The organism is Brevundimonas sp. 357, from assembly GCF_003938605.1.
Lineage (GTDB): Bacteria > Pseudomonadota > Alphaproteobacteria > Caulobacterales > Caulobacteraceae > Brevundimonas.
Genome location: NZ_RHWX01000001.1, coordinates 242,771 through 261,565, shown reverse-complemented (window position 1 = coordinate 261,565; position 18,795 = coordinate 242,771). Strand labels below are relative to the sequence as shown.

Annotated in this window: 23 protein-coding genes; 10 read left to right on the top strand and 13 right to left on the bottom strand. The window is 67.3% G+C overall.

What is annotated here, in order from left to right:
* The first annotated feature begins 53 nt into the window (after positions 1-53).
* The 4 genes from ffh (at position 54) to EGK63_RS01230 (ending at position 3,508) form a co-directional block, all read left to right on the top strand.
* A complete protein-coding gene (ffh, locus tag EGK63_RS01245; protein WP_125899547.1) occupies positions 54-1,577 on the top strand; it encodes a signal recognition particle protein in 1,524 nt (507 codons plus the stop codon).
* Between the two features lie 24 nt (positions 1,578-1,601).
* Positions 1,602-2,099 carry a 30S ribosomal protein S16 gene (rpsP, locus tag EGK63_RS01240; RefSeq protein ID WP_125899546.1) on the top strand — a complete coding sequence of 166 codons (498 nt, stop codon included), beginning with the start codon at positions 1,602-1,604 and terminating at the stop codon, positions 2,097-2,099.
* 109 nt (positions 2,100-2,208) lie between these two features.
* Positions 2,209-2,736 carry a ribosome maturation factor RimM gene (gene rimM, locus EGK63_RS01235; RefSeq protein ID WP_125899545.1) on the top strand — a complete coding sequence of 176 codons (528 nt, stop codon included), beginning with the start codon at positions 2,209-2,211 and terminating at the stop codon, positions 2,734-2,736.
* A gap of 67 nt (positions 2,737-2,803) precedes the next feature.
* Positions 2,804-3,508 carry a glutathione S-transferase N-terminal domain-containing protein gene (locus EGK63_RS01230; RefSeq protein WP_125899544.1) on the top strand — a complete coding sequence of 235 codons (705 nt, stop codon included), beginning with the start codon at positions 2,804-2,806 and terminating at the stop codon, positions 3,506-3,508.
* A gap of 43 nt (positions 3,509-3,551) precedes the next feature.
* On the opposite strand, the gene EGK63_RS01225 is transcribed toward EGK63_RS01230, so the two are convergent.
* The 3 genes from EGK63_RS01225 to EGK63_RS01215 all read right to left on the bottom strand — a co-directional run bounded on the left by EGK63_RS01225 (position 3,552) and on the right by EGK63_RS01215 (position 5,950).
* The gene (locus EGK63_RS01225; protein WP_076224443.1) at positions 3,552-3,725 is read right to left on the bottom strand and encodes a DUF1508 domain-containing protein; all 174 of its coding nucleotides are present in this window, start codon (positions 3,723-3,725) and stop codon (positions 3,552-3,554) included.
* A 102-nt stretch (positions 3,726-3,827) separates the two neighbouring features.
* Positions 3,828-5,000: a benzoate/H(+) symporter BenE family transporter gene (locus EGK63_RS01220; RefSeq protein ID WP_125899543.1), complete on the bottom strand. Its 1,173-nt coding sequence runs from the start codon at positions 4,998-5,000 to the stop codon at positions 3,828-3,830.
* Positions 5,001-5,152: 152 nt separating this feature from the next.
* Complete coding sequence (locus tag EGK63_RS01215; protein WP_162200520.1) at positions 5,153-5,950, bottom strand: enoyl-ACP reductase; 798 nt, start codon at positions 5,948-5,950, stop codon at positions 5,153-5,155.
* A gap of 154 nt (positions 5,951-6,104) precedes the next feature.
* On the opposite strand from EGK63_RS01215, the gene EGK63_RS01210 reads away from it, so the two are divergent.
* Positions 6,105-6,446 carry a DUF2794 domain-containing protein gene (locus EGK63_RS01210; RefSeq protein ID WP_125899542.1) on the top strand — a complete coding sequence of 114 codons (342 nt, stop codon included), beginning with the start codon at positions 6,105-6,107 and terminating at the stop codon, positions 6,444-6,446.
* A 212-nt stretch (positions 6,447-6,658) separates the two neighbouring features.
* On the opposite strand, the gene EGK63_RS01205 is transcribed toward EGK63_RS01210, so the two are convergent.
* Positions 6,659-7,405 carry a Bax inhibitor-1/YccA family protein gene (locus tag EGK63_RS01205; protein ID WP_125899541.1) on the bottom strand — a complete coding sequence of 249 codons (747 nt, stop codon included), beginning with the start codon at positions 7,403-7,405 and terminating at the stop codon, positions 6,659-6,661.
* A gap of 126 nt (positions 7,406-7,531) precedes the next feature.
* On the opposite strand from EGK63_RS01205, the gene thpR reads away from it, so the two are divergent.
* Genes thpR through mmcB form a run of 3 tightly spaced genes read left to right on the top strand, consistent with a single transcriptional unit; the run spans position 7,532 to position 9,106 of the window.
* Positions 7,532-8,071, top strand: coding sequence for an RNA 2',3'-cyclic phosphodiesterase (gene thpR, locus EGK63_RS01200; RefSeq protein ID WP_125899540.1), 540 nt, complete (start codon positions 7,532-7,534; stop codon positions 8,069-8,071).
* The gene (locus tag EGK63_RS01195; RefSeq protein WP_125899539.1) at positions 8,068-8,634 is read left to right on the top strand and encodes a GNAT family N-acetyltransferase; all 567 of its coding nucleotides are present in this window, start codon (positions 8,068-8,070) and stop codon (positions 8,632-8,634) included. The genes thpR and EGK63_RS01195 overlap by 4 nt, the downstream gene beginning before the upstream one ends.
* 25 nt (positions 8,635-8,659) lie before the next feature.
* Positions 8,660-9,106, top strand: a complete 447-nt coding sequence (gene mmcB, locus EGK63_RS01190) for a DNA repair putative endonuclease MmcB (RefSeq protein WP_125899538.1) — start codon at positions 8,660-8,662, stop codon at positions 9,104-9,106.
* Positions 9,107-9,110: 4 nt separating this feature from the next.
* Here the strand turns inward: mmcB and EGK63_RS01185 are convergent, their stop codons facing one another.
* From EGK63_RS01185 to EGK63_RS01150, 8 genes are all read right to left on the bottom strand, one after another.
* Positions 9,111-9,902, bottom strand: coding sequence for a kinase (locus tag EGK63_RS01185; RefSeq protein WP_125899537.1), 792 nt, complete (start codon positions 9,900-9,902; stop codon positions 9,111-9,113).
* Between the two features lies 1 nt (position 9,903).
* A complete protein-coding gene (locus tag EGK63_RS01180; protein ID WP_125899536.1) occupies positions 9,904-10,224 on the bottom strand; it encodes a 2Fe-2S iron-sulfur cluster-binding protein in 321 nt (106 codons plus the stop codon).
* A gap of 115 nt (positions 10,225-10,339) precedes the next feature.
* Entirely contained in the window at positions 10,340-11,137 is a 798-nt protein-coding gene (locus tag EGK63_RS01175; RefSeq protein WP_125899535.1) for a succinate dehydrogenase iron-sulfur subunit, read from the bottom strand.
* Positions 11,138-11,149: 12 nt separating this feature from the next.
* Positions 11,150-12,934: a succinate dehydrogenase flavoprotein subunit gene (gene sdhA, locus EGK63_RS01170; protein WP_125899534.1), complete on the bottom strand. Its 1,785-nt coding sequence runs from the start codon at positions 12,932-12,934 to the stop codon at positions 11,150-11,152.
* A 7-nt stretch (positions 12,935-12,941) separates the two neighbouring features.
* The gene (locus tag EGK63_RS01165) at positions 12,942-13,337 is read right to left on the bottom strand and encodes a succinate dehydrogenase, hydrophobic membrane anchor protein (RefSeq protein WP_125899533.1); all 396 of its coding nucleotides are present in this window, start codon (positions 13,335-13,337) and stop codon (positions 12,942-12,944) included.
* Positions 13,334-13,795: a succinate dehydrogenase, cytochrome b556 subunit gene (gene sdhC / locus EGK63_RS01160; RefSeq protein ID WP_243637519.1), complete on the bottom strand. Its 462-nt coding sequence runs from the start codon at positions 13,793-13,795 to the stop codon at positions 13,334-13,336. The genes EGK63_RS01165 and sdhC overlap by 4 nt, the downstream gene beginning before the upstream one ends.
* 130 nt (positions 13,796-13,925) lie before the next feature.
* A complete protein-coding gene (locus EGK63_RS01155) occupies positions 13,926-14,339 on the bottom strand; it encodes an HIT domain-containing protein (RefSeq protein ID WP_088410722.1) in 414 nt (137 codons plus the stop codon).
* The gene (locus EGK63_RS01150; protein ID WP_243637518.1) at positions 14,336-15,097 is read right to left on the bottom strand and encodes an EcsC family protein; all 762 of its coding nucleotides are present in this window, start codon (positions 15,095-15,097) and stop codon (positions 14,336-14,338) included. Before EGK63_RS01150 ends, EGK63_RS01155 begins: the two co-directional genes overlap by 4 nt.
* A gap of 127 nt (positions 15,098-15,224) precedes the next feature.
* Here EGK63_RS01150 and mdh point away from each other — a divergent pair, with 127 nt between their 5' ends.
* Positions 15,225-16,187, top strand: coding sequence for a malate dehydrogenase (gene mdh, locus EGK63_RS01145; protein WP_003166498.1), 963 nt, complete (start codon positions 15,225-15,227; stop codon positions 16,185-16,187).
* A gap of 286 nt (positions 16,188-16,473) precedes the next feature.
* Here the strand turns inward: mdh and zapE are convergent, their stop codons facing one another.
* Positions 16,474-17,586, bottom strand: a complete 1,113-nt coding sequence (zapE, locus tag EGK63_RS01140; RefSeq protein WP_125899532.1) for a cell division protein ZapE — start codon at positions 17,584-17,586, stop codon at positions 16,474-16,476.
* A gap of 149 nt (positions 17,587-17,735) precedes the next feature.
* Between zapE and EGK63_RS01135 the strand changes: the two genes are divergently transcribed.
* Positions 17,736-18,782 (top strand): aspartate-semialdehyde dehydrogenase, encoded by a 1,047-nt coding sequence (locus tag EGK63_RS01135; protein ID WP_125899531.1) that lies wholly within the window; start codon positions 17,736-17,738, stop codon positions 18,780-18,782.
* The last annotated feature ends 13 nt before the right edge of the window (positions 18,783-18,795 follow it).

Genomic DNA, 18,795 nt, shown 5'->3' with positions numbered 1-18,795 from the left:
CCTATGGGCGTTTCTCATGGAGGCTTAAGGCCCAGGCGCATGAAAGGGTTTGAATGTTCGAGGCTCTGAACGAGCGGCTGACAGGCGTTTTCGACCGGATCACCGGCCGCGGCGCCCTGTCCGAAAAGGATGTCGAGGAGGCCCTGCGCGAGGTCCGCGTCGCCCTGCTCGAGGCCGACGTCGCCCTGCCGGTGGTCAAGGACTTCATCGCCCGCGCCAAGACGGCCGCGACCGGCGAGGAAGTCATCCGCGCGGTCAAGCCCGCCGATCAGGTGGTCAAGATCGTCTATGACGGTCTGGTCGAGATGCTGGGCGGCGAAGAGCCGGTTCCGCTGAACACCAATGCGACCCCGCCCGCCGTCGTGCTGATGGCCGGTCTGCAGGGCTCGGGCAAGACGACGACCTCGGCCAAGCTGGCCCTGCGTCTGTCGAAGTTCGACAAGAAGAAGGTCATGATGGCCTCGCTGGACACGCGTCGTCCGGCGGCCATGGAGCAACTGGCCACTCTGGGCCAGCAGATCGAGATTGCGACCCTGCCCATCGTGGCGGGCGAGAGCGCGGTCCAGATCACCCGCCGCGCGCTGCAGTCGGCCAAGCTTCAGGGCTTCGACGTCCTGATCCTCGACACCGCCGGCCGCATCACCCTGGACGAAGGGTTGATGAACGAGGTGGCTGAGGTCGCCGAGATCGCCAAGCCGATCGAGACCCTGCTGGTCGCCGACAGCCTGACCGGTCAGGACGCGGTGCGCACCGCCGCCGCCTTCCATGAGCGTCTGCCGCTGACCGGCCTGGTGCTGACCCGCGCGGACGGCGACGGACGCGGCGGCGCCATGCTGTCGATGCGCGCCGTCACCGGCCTGCCGATCAAATATCTGGGCGCGGGCGAAAAGGTCGATGCGCTGGACGTCTTCGACGCCCGCCGCGTCGCCGGTCGTATTCTGGGTCAGGGGGACATCGTCGCCCTGGTCGAAAAGGCCGCGGGCGAGCTGGACCAGGCCAAGGCCGAGAAGATGGCCCGCAAGCTGGCTAAGGGCCAGTTCGACCTGGACGACCTGGCGGGCCAGCTGAACCAGATGAAGAAGATGGGCGGTCTTCAGGGCATCATGGGCCTGCTGCCCGGCGTGGCCAAGCTGAAGAACCAGATGGCCGAGAACAACGTCTCGGACAAGATGATCGACCGCCAGCTGGCCGTCATCAGCTCCATGACCAAGGCCGAGCGCAAGAAGCCCGACCTGCTGAACGCCAGCCGCAAGAAGCGCGTGGCCAAGGGCGCTGGCGTCGAGGTTCAGGATATCAATCGCCTGCTGAAACAGCACCGGCAGATGGCCGACATGGTCAAGTCGCTGTCTAAGGGCGGCGGCAAGAACCTGCAGAAGATGGCCTCCATGATGGGCGGCCTGCCCGGCATGGGCGGCGGCGGTCCTGATATGAACCGCCTGAAGGCTCTGGGCGGCGGCAAGATGCCGGAACCCTCGGCCGATGAAATGAAAGCCATTCAGGACCGCTTGGCGGGCCTGGGCGGCGGACAACTTCCGGGGGGCCTTCCGGGTCTGCCGGGCTTCCCCAAAAAGAACTAACGCCTTTCTAGAAAGAGACTGAAAATGCTGAAGATTCGTCTGGCTCGCGGCGGCGCCAAGAAGCGCCCCTACTACCACATCGTCATCGCCGACTCGCACAGCCCGCGCGACGGCAAGTTCATCGAGCGCGTCGGCAGCTACAACCCGATGCTGCCGAAGGACAGCGCCACCCCGCGCATCGTCCTGAAGGCTGACCGCATCTCGGAATGGCTGGCCAAGGGCGCTCAGCCGACTGACCGCGTCGCCCGCTTCATCAGCCAGAGCCAGGACGAAGTTCTGGTCGGCAAGGTCAAGTGGACCCAGAGCAACAACCCGAAGAAGGGCGAGCCGGGCAAGAAGGCCCAGGAACGCGCCGCCGAGCGCGCCCAGCGCGAAGCCGACCGCCTGGAAGCCGAAGCCGCCGCCAAGGCCGAGGCCGCTGAAGCCGCCGCCGCCGCCGCCGCTCCGGCCGTGGAAGAAGCGCCTGCTGAAGAAGCCCCTGCGGCTGAAGTCGCCGCCGAGGCGACCGAAGAACAGGCCTGAGCCTTATTTCTCATCCGGCCCTGGCCGGTTGAAACGGGAAAGCAGCGTCCTTCCGGGGCGCTGCTTTTCTGCTATCTGGACCCATCGCATCGGCAAACGGAGCCCGGCCATGAGCAGCGAAGACAGACTGATCCTGGTCGGCCAGATCGGCGGCGCCTTCGGGGTGAAGGGCGAGGTGCGGATCAGCGCCTATACCGCCGACGCCATGGCCCTGGTCGGCTATTCGCCGCTGCTGGGCGCCGACGGCAAGCCGGTGCTGACCCTGCTCTCGGCGCGGCCGGACAAGGCGGGCGTGGTGGCCAAGGTCAAGGAGATCGCGACGAAGGAAGAGGCCGACGCCCGACGCGGCCAGAAGCTGTTCGTCACCCGCGACGCCCTGCCAGAGCCTGATGAAGACGAGTTCTACCTGACCGATCTGGTCGGGCTGGAGGGCCGCGATCCGGCCGATGTGGTGCTGGGCAAGGTGAAGTCGGTCCAGAACTTCGGCGCCGACGACATGCTGGAGATCGCCCCGGCCGAGGGCGGCCCGACCTGGTATCTGCCCTTCACCCGCGAGGCGGCGCCGGAACTGCACATCAATGAGGGCTGGCTGCGCATCGTCCGCCCGACCGAAGTCAGCGATCGCGACGAAGACTGATGCCGAAGCGGTTGCGGTTTGGCTGAAGCTCCCGACATTAGGGGCTCAACCCGACCTGGAGCGCCCCATGGCCGATCTGTCCGCCTTTCCCGTCACCCGTCCGTTTCCGCCGCAATATCCCGACCGGCTGCAGCTCTATTCGCTGGCGACGCCCAATGGGGTGAAGGTCTCCATCCTGCTGGAGGAGCTGGGCCTGCCCTATGAGGCGCACCTGGTCGATATCCTCAACAATGAGACCTGGACGCCGGAATTCCTGTCGCTGAACCCCAACGGCAAGATCCCCGCCATCATCGACCCCGACGGGCCGGGTGGGAAGCCGCTGGCCCTGTTCGAGTCCGGCGCCATCCTGGTCTATCTGGCGGAGAAGACGGGGCGCTTCCTGCCGACCGATCCGGCGGCGCGCTATGAGACGCTGCAGTGGGTCTTCTTCCAGATGGCGGCCATCGGTCCGATGTTCGGCCAGGTCGGCTTCTTCCATAAATACGCGGGCCGCGAATTCGAGGACAAGCGGCCGCGCGATCGCTACGTCGCGGAATCGCGGCGTCTGCTGGGCGTGCTGGAGGGGCGTCTGGAGGGCCGAACCTGGATCATGGGCGACGACTACACCATCGCCGACATCGCCATCCTCGGCTGGGTGCGCAACCTGGTCGAACACTATGGGGCGGGCGAACTGGTCGGCTATGCGGATTTTCCGCGCGTGGCCGCCTGGCTGGGGCGCGGGCTGGCCCGTCCGGCCGTGCAGCGGGGCTTGAACGTCCCGGCGCAGCCGTAAGGCGAGGTTGCGGGGGCGGCGGTGCGCCGCGCCCCGCGCACGCTCAGACTTCTTCGGTCGGGGCGTCGCCGACGTACTTCTTGATCGACTCGATGGCGCGCTTGGCGCCCGACTTGTCGGAATAGCCCTCGGTCGAGAAGATGATCTCGGAGTTGTATTTGAACCGGACGCGGAACTCGCCGGCCTTGTCCTGATAGACTTCGAACTTGTGCGCCATGATCGTCTCGCTCTGACGGCCGCCAGTCGGCCGAGGCGAAGAAGCTGCCACGGTCCCGCTCGGGCCGTAAAGGGCGCGAAGTGTAAAAGGCGGAGAAGCGGCTCAGCCGCGCGTGGGAATCCAGCGTCGCGCCGCCAGGGCCAGGAAGCCGACCGCCAGCCCCCAGAAGGCCGAGCCGACCCCGAACAGGGCCACCCCCGACGCCGTGGCGGCGAAGGTCAGGACGGCCGCCTCGCGATCCTTGGCCTCGCCCATCATGGCCCCCAGCGATCCGGTCAGGGGCGCGATCAGGGCCAGGCCGGTGATGGCGGCCAGCGCCCCCGTCGGCATGGCGATGAACAGGCCCGCCAGCGGCGCCGCGAACAGGGCGACGACCAGGTAGAACAGGCCGTAGATCACCCCCACGGTCCAGCGTTTGGCGGCGTCCGGGTGGGCGTCCGGCTCCGTGCAGATGGCGGCGGTGATGGCGGCCAGGTTGACGCCGTGCGCCCCGAACGGGGCCAGAAGCGTGCTGGTCAGCCCGCCCCAGAAGATCAGCTTGCCGGCAGGCGGAGCGTAGCCGGCGGCCCGCAGCACCACCAGACCGGGCAGGTTCTGCGACGCCAGCGTCACCAGATAGAGCGGCAGGGCCAGACTGACCGCCGCCTTCCAGTCGAAGGCGGGCATGACCGGCGACAGGCCGCCGAACAGACCGGTCCCCTCGGGCAGGGCGACCTGGCCGCGCACGGCCAGAACGGCGAAGGCGGCGACCAGAACGGCGGGCAGGGACCAGGCGGGCGCCAGACGACGCATGACTAGAAAGACCAGCAGCAGTCCCGCCGCCAGCATCAGATCGGTCGGAAAGACGAGGAACAGCTTGAGGCAGAAAGGCAGCAGCACCCCCGCCAGCATGGCCGAGGCGACGGCGGCGGGAATGCGCTCGGCCAGTCGACCCAGTGCGGGGATCAACCCGGTCAGCACCATCATCAGCCCGGCGATGACGAAGGCGCCCACGGCCGTCGACCAGCCGAGGCCGAGCGTCGAGGCGGCCAGCAGGGCCGCGCCCGGCGTCGACCAGGCCAGGACGACCGGCATCTTCAGCCGCCAGCTCAGCACAGCGCCGGGCAGGCCGATGCCCAGGCACAGGGCCGTGACCATGGAGATGATCTGGACGGGCGCCGCCCCCATGGCCTGTCCGGCCTGCACCACCAGGGCGACCGTGCCGCCGAAACCGACGACGGTCGCCACGGCGGCGGCCGAGAAACTGGCGGGCGGGGGCAGGCGTATGGAACTCATGCGCCCAAGCTAGGCCGGGCGGCGGGCGCCTGAAAGCAGAAATGCGCCTTTCCGCTCATCCGGCATACGCCGCGATGAGCGGGTAGTGGGGAGATGCAAAAAGGGCCGCCGGTGTCCCGGCGGCCCTCTGTCTATCCAAAACCCGGTCGGGTTCAGCCTTCCATGTCGTCCGGCAGGCCGACGGCGTGGAAGCCGGCGTCGACGTGGACGACTTCGCCCGTGGTCGAGCGGCCCAGGTCCGAGCACAGCCACAGGGCGGCGCCGGCGACGCCCTCCATCGAAGTCTCTTCCTTGATCAGCGAGAATTGCGCCGACTTGGAGTGCAGGCCGCGCCCGCCCGAGATGCCCGCCAGCGACAGGGTGCGCATGGCGCCTGCCGAGATGGCGTTGACGCGGATGTTTTTCGGACCCAGGTCGCGGGCGATGTAGCGGGTCGCGGCTTCCAGGGCGGCCTTGGCCACGCCCATGGTGTTGTAGTTCGGGATGACCCGTTCGGACCCGAGGTAGGTCAGGGTGATCATCGAGCCGCCGTTCGGCATCAGCCTGGCCGAACGCTTGGCCACGTCGACGAAGCTGAAGGCCGAGATGTTCATGGCCAGCAGGAAGCTGTCGCGGGTGGTGTTGTCGACGAAGGAGCCCTTCAGCTCGTCCTTGTTGGCGAAGGCCACCGAGTGGACGACGAAGTCGATCGTGCCGAATTCCTTCTCCAGCTCGGCGAAGGCGGCGTCCATGGACGCGTCGTCGGTGACGTCGGCCTGGATCAGCAGCTTGGCGCCGACGCTCTCGGCCAGCGGGCGCACGCGGCGCTCAAGACCTTCGCCCAGGTAGGTGAAGGCCAGCTCGGCGCCCTGGGCGGCCAACTGCGAGGCGATGCCCCAGGCGATGGAGCTGGAGTTCGCGACCCCCATGATCAGGCCCTTCTTGCCCTTCATGAGGTCTCCGGTGGGCATGTCCCAGCCTTCGCTCGTCGCCATGGGTTCGTCTCCGTATCTAGAACTTGTTCCGCCTTTTGGACGGGCGCGCGGCGGGTGACAAGCGTTCAGGCCCCGATCCGCCCCGTGATCCGCCGCTGGCGTTTCGCGGCGAGCGGCCTAAGTTGAAGCCATGAGCTTCGACGTCGACAGTCCGAATGCGCAACCGGAGGCGGGGCCGGTCTTCTTCGACCGCCGCGAACTGGACCAGATGCTGCGGGTCTATGGGCGGATGGTGGCGGCGGGCGAATGGCGCGACTACGCCATGGCCGGCCAGAAGGACCACGCCGAGTTCGCCGTCTTTCGCCGCCACGGCGACGCGCCGCTCTATCGGATCGAGAAGCGTCCGGCCCTACGCCTGAAACAGGGACAGTGGGCCGTGATCGGCGAGGGCGGCCATGTGCTGAAGCGCGGCCGAGACCTGGCCCAGGTGCTGCGCGTCTTCGACAGCCGCAGATTCACGGTGGTGGAGTAGAGAGCGCCCTTTCATTCCCGCGCATCCCGGCGTCCGCCGGGATGCGCGGAGCCAGGCAGTCGCCAACCCTCAACGTGAACGCAGCTAAGAAAAAGGCCCCGGCGTTGCTGCCGGGGCCTCATTCTTTTTTGGCCTATCGCCCTTCGGGCTGCTTGAGGCCTGCGCTCAAGTCGGCCGTGACCGCGTCACGGCCATAGCGCCTTGGAAAGCCCCTATTCGCGGCTGCCCATGAAGGCCAGCAGGAACTGGAACAGGTTGATGAAGTTGATGAACAGGCTCAGCGCGCCGAAGCCCGTCGCCACGCCCATCGCGTTCTTGTCGCCGCCGAGGGCGTAGTAGGTCATCTTCAGACGCTGGGTGTCATAGGCGATCAGGCCCGAGAAGATCAGCACGCCGGCGCCCGAGATGATCAGGTACATCACGCCCGATTGCATGAAAATGTTCACGATCGAGGCGATGACCAGGCCGATCACGCCCATGATCAGGAAGGTGCCCATGCCGGTCAGATCCTTCTTGGTCGTGTAGCCGACCAGGCTCAGACCAGCGAAAGCCGCGGCGGTGACGAAGAAGGTCGAGGCCAGCGAACCGTCGGTGTAGCGCAGGAACAGCACGCCCAGGCCCGCGCCGATGGTGGCGACCACGGCCCAGTAGAGCATGTTCACGCCCTTGGCGGTCGGGTTCTTCATGAAGAACATCGAGCCGAACAGCATGACCAGCGGCGAGAACTGGACGATCATGCCCAGCATCGTCAGGCCGGTGCGGCCGTCGGGGCCTTGAATGTAGAGTAGGTCGCGAGCCGCCGGGACGTTGCCGGTGACGTAGGCCAGGGCGCCCGCGACGACCAGACCGATCGCCAGCTTGTTGTAGACGCCCAGCATGAAGGCGCGCAGACCGGCGTCGACGGACATGTCCGCCGACTGCGGAAGCGGGCGCGCATAGCCGTTGTTGAAATCGCTCATCGCGAAAGAAGTCTCCCATTCGGCCGGGAATGTCCCGACCTTTGGCTGAAATATCGGGATGCAGACGCATCCTTGCAAGAAAAACCGGACTTCCGGTCGCCGGTTCCGCCCGCTACCAAGGGTCGCATGTTGCGCCTGTTCACCGCCATCGCCATTCCCGAGGACGTCGCCGAGACCCTGGCGCGGCGTCAATCCGGCCTGCCCGGCGCGCGCTGGCGGCCGCTGGACGCCCTGCACGTCACCCTGGCCTTCTATGGCGAGGCCTCCGAGCGCACGGCCGACGACTTGGCTTCGGAACTGACCCGCGCCGAGGGCGGCGGGGCGTTCGAGATCACCCTGAACGGCGTCGGCGCCTTTGGCGACGCGCATCGCAGCCATACCCTGTGGGCGGGGTTGGAGCGGTCCGAGCGCCTGAACGTCCTGGCCGGGCGCTGCCGGTCGGCGGGCGAGCGGGCGGGCGTTCCGCCGGAAAAACGCGAATACCGGCCGCACGTCACCCTGGCCTATCTGAAGCCCCAGGCGAACCCCGATCGCATCGGCGCCTGGATCACCGGGCACAATCTGCTGAAGTCGCCGCCGATCCGGGTGGATCGCTTCGGGCTTTACTCCAGCGTTTTGACCGGGGACGGCAGCGTCTACACCCTGGAACGCGAGTATCTGTTGTGATCGATCGCCCGACATCGCCCCTCGGTCCCACGCTGGAGACCGAACGCCTGTTTCTGCGCCCGCCGACGCTGGAGGATTTTCCGCGCTGGGCCGACTTCATGAGCGACCCCGAGACGACGCGCTTCATCGGCGGGGTGCAGTCCCGGCATGAGGTGTGGCGCGCCATCGCCTCGGTCGCGGGCATGTGGGCGCTGCACGGCGAGGGCATGTTCTCGCTGATCGAGAAGGCGACCGGCCTGTGGATGGGACGCATCGGGCCGCTGCATCCCTATGGCTGGCCGGGCCGCGAGGTGGGCTGGAGCCTGCACCGCGACGCCACGGGCAAGGGCTATGCGATCGAGGCCGCTGCGGCGACAATGGACTACGCCTGCGACGTGCTGGATTGGCCGGATGTCATCCACTGCATCGACCCCGACAACCGGGCGTCGGAGAAGGTGGCCGAGCGGCTGGGCTCGGCCAATCGCGGGCCGGGCGTCATGCCGCCGCCCTTCCATGAGCACGCGGTCAACCTGTGGGGCCAGACGCGGGACGAGTGGCGCGTGAACCGGCAGCGCTTGCGGTAGGAACATAGGCGGAACATAAAGGCGCATGGCCGCCGCCGCGCTTCACCTCGAACTGGTCTTCAGCCGCCCCGAAACGACCCTGTCCGTCACGCGGGGGGCGGCGCGGCTGATGCTGGACATGGGTTATGCGCCCCTGCTGGAGGTCTGCCTGCCCAATGGACGGCGCGCCGACGTCATGGCCCTGGGGCCCAAGGGCGACATCGTCATCTGCGAGGTGAAGTCGGGCGTCGACGACTACCGCGTCGACCGCAAATGGCAGGAGTACGGCCCTTTCTGCGACGCCTTCTACTTCGCCGTCGCGCCGGAGTTCCCCGAAGGCGTGCTGCCGGACGAGCCGGGCCTGATCGTCGCCGACGGCTTTGGCGGGGCGGTGGTGCGCGACGCGCCCGTCACCCCCCTGGCGCCCGCGCGCCGCAAGGCCCTGACCCTGGCCTTCGCTCGCCTGGGCGCGCTCCGGACGATGCGGGACTGAGCCTTCAGGTTGCGAGGAGGCGTCGGCTGCGGTTCAGAGCAAAAGTCATGTCGGCTTGTATTCCGCCTGCCAGCATATGGCGGGTGATCCGCTCGAAATGCGGGATGAAGACGGCCAGTTCGGCGCGCCGGGCGGGCGGAAGGTCGGCGGGCGGCAGATTCATCAGCACCGCCTCCTGCTCGCAGCGCCAGTCCAGCACGGCGTCGAAGGACGGCGCCTTGAGGAACAGCACCGCGTCGAAGCGAGAGAAGACTTCGGCGTAGGGACCGGCCAGGGCGGCGTTGGCGGCGCGTCGCCAGATCCCCTGTCCGTCTCGTTCGGCCTCCAGGGCGTTGACGGGCGCGGCGAGGTCAGCCTCGGCCTGCGGCGTCGCGCCCAGGCACCAGCCGTCGACCAGCACCGCCGACGGGCGGCCCGCAAACACAGGCCAGTCCGTTCTGGGCGCGCGATCATCGACCAGCTTGTCGAAGGCGGGCAGCGGCGTGCGGCTGTCGGCGCCGGCGGCGCGCAGGTCGGCCAGGGTTCGCTCCAGCAGGCCCAGATCATGCGTCCCCGGCGGGCCGCGCACGGCGAACAGGGGATGGACCTCGCGGGCCAGGGCCTGGCGCTCCGCCCTGGTCAGATAGACGTCGTCCAGCGACAGATGCGCGGCCCCCAGCCGTTCGGCCGCCGCGCGGGCCAGGGTGGTCTTGCCGGAGCCTTGCGCTCCGGCGATCCCGATCAGGGGAATGTGGTCCGGCCGGGCATTGAGGGCGGCCAGAGACCCGACCGCGTCCAGCAGCCGGGCGTCGATCATCTCAGTGCTGGCTTTCCGGCAGGCGCACGATCAGGCCGTCCAGGTCGTCGGTGACGCGGATCTGGCAGGACAGGCGGCTGTTCGGTTCGACGTTCTCGGCGAAGTCCAGCATGGACTCCTCCATGGCCGAGGGGCGGCCCGTCTCGGCGGCAAAAATCTCGTCGACATAGACATGGCAGGTGGCGCAGGCGCAGGCGCCGCCGCAATCTGCGTCGATGCCCGGCACATTGTTGCGGATCGCGCCCTCCATCACGGACAGGCCCTTTTTGACCTCGACCGTGTGCTCGGTTCCGTCGTGTTCAATGTAGGTGATCTTGGGCATGGAAGCGGTCTTAACTCTGGATGCAGGGTTGGCAAGCCTTGCTACGCGCCGGCCAAGGAAAACCCCCGGAACCAGGCGGCGCCGGGGGCTTTTCTTTTCGTTCGGACCGGCTGGATCAGGCGGCCGTCTTCTTGCGGGACGGCGAAACCATCAGCTTCTTGGTCTCGGCGATCGCCTTGGCCGGGTTCAGCCCCTTGGGGCAGACCTGGGCGCAGTTCATGATCGTGTGGCAGCGATACAGCTTGAACGGGTCTTCCAGGTCGTCGAGGCGCTTCTGAGTGGCGTCGTCGCGGCTGTCCGAGATCCAGCGGTAGGACTGCAGCAGGGCCGCCGGGCCGAGGTATTCCTCCTGGTTCCACCAGTAGCTCGGGCACGAGGTCGAGCAGCAGGCGCACAGGATGCACTCGTACAGGCCGTCCAGCTTTTCGCGATCTTCCGGCGACTGCAGACGCTCCTTCTCCGGGTCGGGCGTGTCCGACTGGAGGTAGGGCTGGATCGAGTCGTACTGGGCGTAGAACAGCGACAGGTCCGTCACCAGATCCTTGACCACCGGCTGGTGGGGCAGGGGGGCGATGGTGATGTTGTGCGACGAGCACTCGTCCCAGCCCTTGGTGCAGGCCAGGGTGTTGCGGCCGTCGATGTTCATCGAGCACGAGCCGCAGATGCCTTCACGGCACGAGCGACGGAACGACAGGGTCGGGTCGATCTCGTTCTTGATGTGGATCAGGGCGTCCAGAAGCATGGGGCCGTGATCGTCGGTCGAGACCTCGTAGGAGTCCCAGCGCGGATCGGCGTCCGTCTCCGGGTCGTAGCGATAGACCTTGTAGGTCTTGACGTTCTTGGCGCCGGCCGGGGCCTTGTGGACCTTGCCGGTCGTGGGCTTGGAGCCGCGCGGGAGGTTGAGCTGAACCATCTGCGATCCCCCTTAGTAAACCCGAGCCTTGGGCTCGATGTACGAGACCTCGTCGGTCATCGTGTATTTGTGTACCGGACGGTAGTCGATCTGGACGCCTTCGCCCGGACGCTTCCACGCCAGGGTGTGCTTCATCCAGTTGGCGTCGTCGCGGTCCGGATAGTCCTCGCGGGCGTGGGCGCCGCGCGATTCCGTGCGGTTGGCGGCGCCTTCGATGGTGACGACGGCCTGGGCGATCAGGTTGTCGTACTCCAGCGTCTCCACCAGGTCCGTGTTCCAGATCAGGCCGCGGTCCGTGGTCTTGATGTCCGAGCCGGCGGCGTCGATCGAGCGCAGCTTCTGGACGCCTTCGTCCAGGGTCTTGCCGGTGCGGAATACGGCGGCGTCGGCCTGCATGGCGCGCTGCATCTCAAGACGCAGGTGCGCCGTGGGGGTCGAGCCCGAGGCGTTGCGGAAGCGGTCCAGGCGCGCCAGGTGCGCGTCGGTCTGGGCCTTGGAGGCCGAGGGCACGGCCGAGTTCTTATCCACGACCTCGCCGCAGCGCAGGCCGACGGCGCGGCCGAACACCACCAGGTCGGTCAGGGAGTTGGAGCCCAGACGGTTGGCGCCGTGCACCGAAACGCAGGCGGCCTCGCCCACGGCCATCAGGCCCGGAACCACGCTGTCGGGGTTGCCGTCGCGCAGCGTCAGCACCTCGCCGTGATAGTTCGTCGGGATGCCGCCCATGTTGTAGTGGACGGTCGGCAGGACCGGGATCGGCTCCTTGGTCACATCGACGCCGGCGAAGATCTTGGCGCTTTCCGAGATGCCCGGCAGACGCGCGTGCAGGATCTTGGGATCCAGGTGATCCAGGTGCAGGAAGATGTGGTCCTTGTTCGGACCCACGCCGCGGCCTTCGCGGATTTCGATGGTCATGGAGCGGCTGACCATGTCGCGCGGGGCCAAATCCTTCACGGTCGGCGCATAGCGCTCCATGAAGCGCTCGCCTTCCGAGTTGGTCAGATAGCCGCCTTCACCGCGGGCGCCCTCGGTGATGAGGCAGCCGGCGCCGTAGATGCCGGTCGGGTGGAACTGCACGAATTCCATGTCCTGCAGCGGCAGGCCGGCGCGCAGCACCATGGCGTTGCCGTCACCGGTGCAGGTGTGGGCCGAAGTGGCCGAGAAATAGGCGCGGCCGTAGCCGCCGGTCGCCAGCACCACCATCTTGGCGCGGAACTGGTGCAACTGGCCGGTGTCTAGCTGCAGGGCGGTGACGCCGGTGCAAGCGCCGTCCTGCATGATCAGGTCCAGCGCGAAATACTCGATGAAGAACTTCACCTCGCGACGGACCGACTGGCCGTACAGGGTGTGCAGGATGGCGTGGCCGGTGCGGTCGGCGGCGGCGCAGGTGCGCTGCACCGGGCCTTCGCCGAAGTTGCGGGTCATGCCGCCGAACGCGCGCTGATAGATCTTGCCTTCATCGGTGCGGCTGAAGGGCACGCCCCAGTGTTCCAGCTCGTAAACGGCCTGCGGCGCGTTGCGGACCAGGTACTCAATGGCGTCTTGGTCGCCCAGCCAGTCCGACCCCTTGACGGTGTCGTACATGTGCCACTGCCAGCTGTCCTCGCCCATGTTGCCGAGCGAGGCGGAGATGCCGCCCTGCGCCGCCACGGTGTGCGAGCGGGTCGGGAAGACCTTGGTGACGCAGGCGACCTTCAGGCCTTGCTGGGCGGCGCCGAGGGCGGCGCGCAGGCCGGAGCCCCCGGCGCCGACGACGACGACGTCGTATTCGTGATCGATAAGCTCGTATGCAGCCATGGCGGGATCAGACTCCGGCCGGCAGCGGGGCCGAGCCCAGCGCCAGACGCACGATGAAGAAGACGCTGGCGGCCGCCAGCACGAGGAAGACCAGGTTCGACACCAGGATCAGCGACGAGCGGGAGGAAGCGGGGACGTAGTCCTCGAGGATCACCTTCCAGGCCAGGCTGGCGAACAGGCAGAAGACCACCGCCGTCACGGCCAGCAGGCCGGCGTTCAGGGTGCTGCCGAACCAGGCGACGACCGCGCCGTAGTCGGCGCCGGCCAGGGTGAAGCCGGTCGACAGAGCCCACAGGCCCAGCGGCATCAGGGCCAGCAGAGCCAGCTTTTCGAGCTTCCATTCCCCGGCGCCGTGGCGCTCGGAGATTTTCACATTGTTCTTGAATTTGGGCGCGGCGCTCACAGCGAAACCTTTCCGGTAGCGAACAGCACGACCCAGAACAGGACGGCCAGGACGATCGGACCCCAGACGGCGATCTGGGCCATCAGGTTGGCGGACTTGATATCCAGCCCCTTGCCCGCGTCGTTGATCAGGTGGCGCGCGCCGTTCAGCAGGAAGGAGAACAGCACCCACGTCAGGCCGAACCAGATGAACAGGCCGAACGGCGAGCCCGAGAAGGCGACGACTGAGGCGAAGGCGTCCGGGCCGCAGGCGACGATCGCGACCCAACCCAGCAGCAGGACGGCGCCCACGCTGGCCGCGCCGATGGTGACGCGGAACAGGATCGACGCGACCATGGTCATGTGCCAGCGCCAGATATCGGTGAAGGGCGACATCGGTGCGACGTGCCCGTTGGGGTGACGGACGTAGCGGCCCGTCCGGTCGCCAGTTTCGCCCGCAGCCGGGGGAGTGTTCGACATGCGAATGATTCTCAAAAAACCCGAGGAAATTCAGGGCCGGATTGCAGTGCAACAGGCTTTAGTGACGCAGACGGGCCGGTGTCAACGAAGGGGGGCGATTCCAAACGAAAGTCGGTCCCCAATGCTCGGATCAGAAGGAAGCGACGTGCGCCAGGGCCGCATCGCGCGTTTCGGTTGTGCAAGGAACCGCCCCGGGGCGCCCCCAGACCGGATCGGGCCACAGGGGGTCGTCGCGGCGGCGGCCGACGACATGGACGTGAAGCTGGGCCGTGACATTGCCCAAGGCGGCGACGTTCAGCTTGTCGACGGGCGCATCGCGCAGGGCGCCCAGTTCACGCACCAGGGCGCCGGCGCGGACGATCTCCTCGCTCAGAAGGGCGCGTTGGTCGGGCGTCAGGTCTTCCAGCTCGACCGCGCCGGGGACGCGCGGCAGCAGGATCAGCCAGGGAAAGCGGCCGTCGTCCTGAAGCCGCACCTGACATAGGGGCCAGTCGGCGGCGAAGACGGAGGCGGCCTCGAAGGCGGGGTCGGCGGTGAAGCTCATGCGACGTCCTGATCGGCGAGAAGGCGCAGGCGATAGGCGTTCATCGCCGTCTCGGCCAGACGCTGGGTCAGGCGCCAGTTGACCACGGCCCCGATCGGCGCGCCGACCAGCGGCAGCAGCTGGGCCAGCTTGGCCACGTCGATGTAGTCGCGGTACTCCAGCTGGAACTTGCGCCAGTCGAAGGCCTTCAGGGCGTCGGGATCGTCCGGCGCGCACATGGCGGCCTCCAGCGCGGCCAGGGCTTCGGGCCGATGCCGGGCGCTGGAAAAGGCCATCTGGAAGATGCGCAGGACGATCACCCGCTCCTTCAGGTCGCGGCCGGAATAGCCGTAGAGGGCGGCGATCTCGAACAGCATCTTGACCTTGATCGCCATCAGGGCGGGAAAGTCCGCCGCCGCCATCAGGAAGCCCCCTGCGCCCGCTACCCCGCCCTCGACGCTGGCGGTGGTGCGATACAGCTCGACGCGCGTGCGAACCCTGGCCTCGCGCTCTTGCAGGGCGCCTTCGGTCAGGGGGCGGGCGGTGGTCCACTCCGACCCGGCCAGCAGACCGCGCGTCATCTGCTGCACAGCGCCGGTCACGATCTCGTGCACGCGCTCGGGAATGACGCGGTTGATGCGGTCCTGGGTCGCGCGGGTGGTCTTGTCCCACAGGCCGGGCCGTTTCAGCTGGCGGTCGCGCCAGGCCAGGGCCTCGGCCAGGGCGCGCGCCTCATAGGCGGCGTCCGTCATCGGGGGAGCGTCCGTGGGTTTGGCCATGGCCGCAGCCTCGCAGGCCCCGACGAAAGGCGCAACGCGGAACGCTTGCCGCGACCGGCCGACAGGTCTAGACCGCCGTTCCAGCGACTACCGTTTCGCACACGCAATATCGACTGGAGAGACCTGAATGGCTCGCGCGAAGATCGCCCTCATCGGCGCCGGAATGATCGGCGGAACCCTGGCCCACGTGGCCGCGCGCGAAGCGCTGGGCGACGTCATCCTGTTCGACATCGCCGAAGGCACCCCCCAGGGCAAGGCTCTGGACATCGCCGAAGCCTCGGCCGTCTTCGGTCAGGACGTGGCCCTGAAGGGCGCCAACGACTACGCCGACATCGCGGGCGCCGACGTCTGCATCGTCACCGCCGGCGTGCCGCGCAAGCCGGGCATGAGCCGCGACGACCTGATCGGCATCAATCTGAAAGTGATGAAGGCCGTCGGCGAGGGCATTAAGCAGCACGCCCCCAACGCCTTCGTCATCTGCATCACCAACCCGCTCGACGCGATGGTCTGGGCCCTGCAGAAGTTCTCAGGGCTCCCCAAGGAGAAGGTCATCGGCATGGCCGGCGTGCTGGACTCGGCCCGCTTCGCCTACTTCCTGGCTGAAAAGACCGGCGTGTCGGTGCAGGACATCCACGCCTGGACCCTGGGCGGTCACGGCGACGACATGGTGCCGATGGTGCGCCACTCGACGGTCGGCGGCCTGCCGCTGCCGGACGCGGTCGCCGCGGGCTTCCTGTCGCAAGCTGACCTGGACGCCATCGTCGAACGCACCCGCAAGGGCGGCGGCGAGATTGTGGCCCTGCTGAAGACCGGCTCGGCCTTCTACGCCCCGGCTGAATCCGCCATCGCCATGGCCAAGTCCTACCTGCTGGACCAGAAGCGCGTCCTGCCGTGCGCCGTCTGGCTGTCGGGCGAATACGGCCTGTCGGACCTCTATGTCGGCGTCCCGGCCCTGATCGGCGCGAACGGCGTCGAAAAGGTCATCGAGTTCACCACCAACGACGACGAGAAGGCGATGTTCGCCAAGTCGGTCGCTTCGGTCCAGGGCCTGATCCAGGCCTGTAAGGATATTGAGCCTTCCTTGGCTTGAGGGCGCTGACGTGAGCCGCGCGGCGGCTCGCTGCTTGAGCGCTTAGGCGTCTAAATTGGAAAGGGCCGCATTTTCGAGTGCGGCCCTTTTTCGTGGGGTCTCTCTCTTTCGCCGTCATCCTCGGGCTTGACCCGAGGATCGAGCGGTCAGCGGGCGGGAGGGCGCCGAACGGACGCGGGCCCTTGGACGGCGGGCGCTAGGCGGATGGCCCGATCCTCGGGTCAAGCCCGAGGATGACGGAGGGTGGGGCGGCGCTACGGCAGGGATGACCTTGTGGGTGGACGGCTCAGGCCGCCTCGGCTTCCTCGCGCTGCTCCAGCCAGGTCTCGCTCTGCATCTCGTTGAAGCGCGAGACCGTCCGTTCGAACTCGAAGGCGCCGACGCCTTCAGTGTAGAGCGCTTCGGGTGCGGCCTGCGCCAGGACGACCAGACGGGTCTTGGCCTCATAGAGCGCATCCACCAGCGTCACCAGGCGGCGCGCCTCATGATGGTTGGCCGGGCTGAGCAGGGGGACGTCGGCCAGGAACAGGGTGTGGAAGCGCCGGGCGACGGCCAGATAGTCCTGCGGCCCCAAGGGGCGGCCGCACAGCTCGTTGAAGGTCGCGCGCGCCATGCCGCCGACCGTGCGCTCCAGCTTCACCTCGCGGCCCAGCACCGGCAGGGCGATGGGTTCTTCCGGCTCGCCGCCCTTGAGGTCGGACCACAGGGTTTCGAAGCCTTGCCGCGCCTCGGCGTCCAGCGGCGAGAACCAGACCTTGGCCCCGGCCATGCGGTCCAGGCGGAAGTCGCGGGCGCCCGCCGTCTCGACCACGTCGCAACGCCGGCGGATGATGTCGATGAAGGGCAGGAAGAGCTGGCGGTTGATGCCGTTCTTGTAGAGGTCTTCGGGCGCGCGGTTCGAGGTGACGGCCAGCACCACCTTCTTCTCGAACAGGGCCTCGAACAGCCGGCCGAGGATCATGGCGTCGGCGATGTCCGTGACCTGCAACTCGTCGAAGCACAGCAGGCGCGCCTCCGAGGCGATCAGGGCCGCGATCGGCGGAATGGGGTCGTCCCCCTTGCTGGTTCCGAACACGTCCTTGCGGTTGCGCGGCGTGCCGTCGCGCCACTGCTTCACCAGGTCGTGGATGCGCGCCATGAAGGCGTGGAAGTGAGCGCGGACCTTCTTCTGCTCGGGCGTTGAGGAATAGAAGAGGTCCATCAACATGGACTTGCCGCGTCCGGGCGGGCCCCAGATGTAGATGCCCTTGACCTCGGGCAGGGCGCCGAACAGCCCCTTCTTCGACAGGTCGGTCTCCAGCCGTTCCAGCGCGCCGATCAGGGCGGCCTGGGCCGGTTCGGGCGTGATCACGCCCTCTTCCACGCGGATGTCGTAAGCGTTGCGGATACGGGAGGTCATGGCCAGCAGATAGCCCTCGTATGGGGCCGGGGGAAGGCGCTCGCGGATTCGGGCGACGAATTGGAGGATTCTGGTTGCTTCGCGACTGCGAAAGACCCAAATGCAGAAGCGTTTCTCCCAAACGCCCCCGAACAAAGGATGATTTCATCATGGGCTATCGCGTCGCCGTCGTAGGCGCCACCGGCAATGTCGGTCGGGAAATCCTGGCCATCCTCGAGGAAGAGAACTTCCCCGTCGAGAAAATGCACGCGATCGCCTCCCGAAAATCCAAAGGCGTCGAGGTCTCCTTCGGCGACAGCACGATCAAGTGCGAGGACATCGAGCAGTTCGACTTCTCGAGCGTCGACCTGGTGCTGATGAGCGCCGGCGGTGGGGTGTCGCGCGAATGGTCCGAGAAGATCGGCAAGGCCGGCCCCATCGTCATCGATAACTCCTCGGCCTTCCGTCAGGATCCGGACGTGCCGCTGATCGTGCCGGAGGTGAATCCGGACGACGCCAAGCTGGCGACCAAGAAGAACATCGTCGCCAACCCCAACTGCTCGACCGCCCAGCTGGTGGTGGCGCTGAAGCCGCTGCATGACGCGGCCAAGATCAAGCGCGTCGTCGTCTCGACCTATCAGTCCGTCTCGGGCGCCGGGAAGGAAGGCATGGACGAGCTGTGGAACCAGACCAAGGCCATCTACGGCCTCGGCGACGCCACGCCGAAGAAGTTCCCCAAGCAGATCGCCTTCAACGTCATTCCCTACATCGGTTCGTTCCGCGACGACGGCTACACCGACGAGGAAGCCAAGATGTGGGACGAGACGCACAAGATGCTCGACTCGTCGATCAAGCTGACCGTCACCTGCGTCCGCGTGCCGGTCTTCGTCGGCCATTCGGAGGCCGTGACGGTCGAGTTCGACCGCCCGATCGAGCCGGACGAGGCGCGCGCAATCCTGCGCGAGGCGCCGGGAATCCTGGTCGTCGATAAGCAGGAGCACGACGGCTACATCACCCCGGTCGACGCCGCGGGCGAGCACGCCGTCTATGTGTCGCGTATCCGCAAGGATCCGACGGTCGAGAACGGCCTGTCGTTCTGGGTGGTGTCGGACAATCTGCGCAAGGGCGCGGCCCTGAACGCCGTGCAGATCGCCCAGCTGCTGGACGAGACCGGCGTTATCTCGCCCAAGAGCGGCTACCGCACTTTGACTGTCTAAGAAGAGGCCCTTA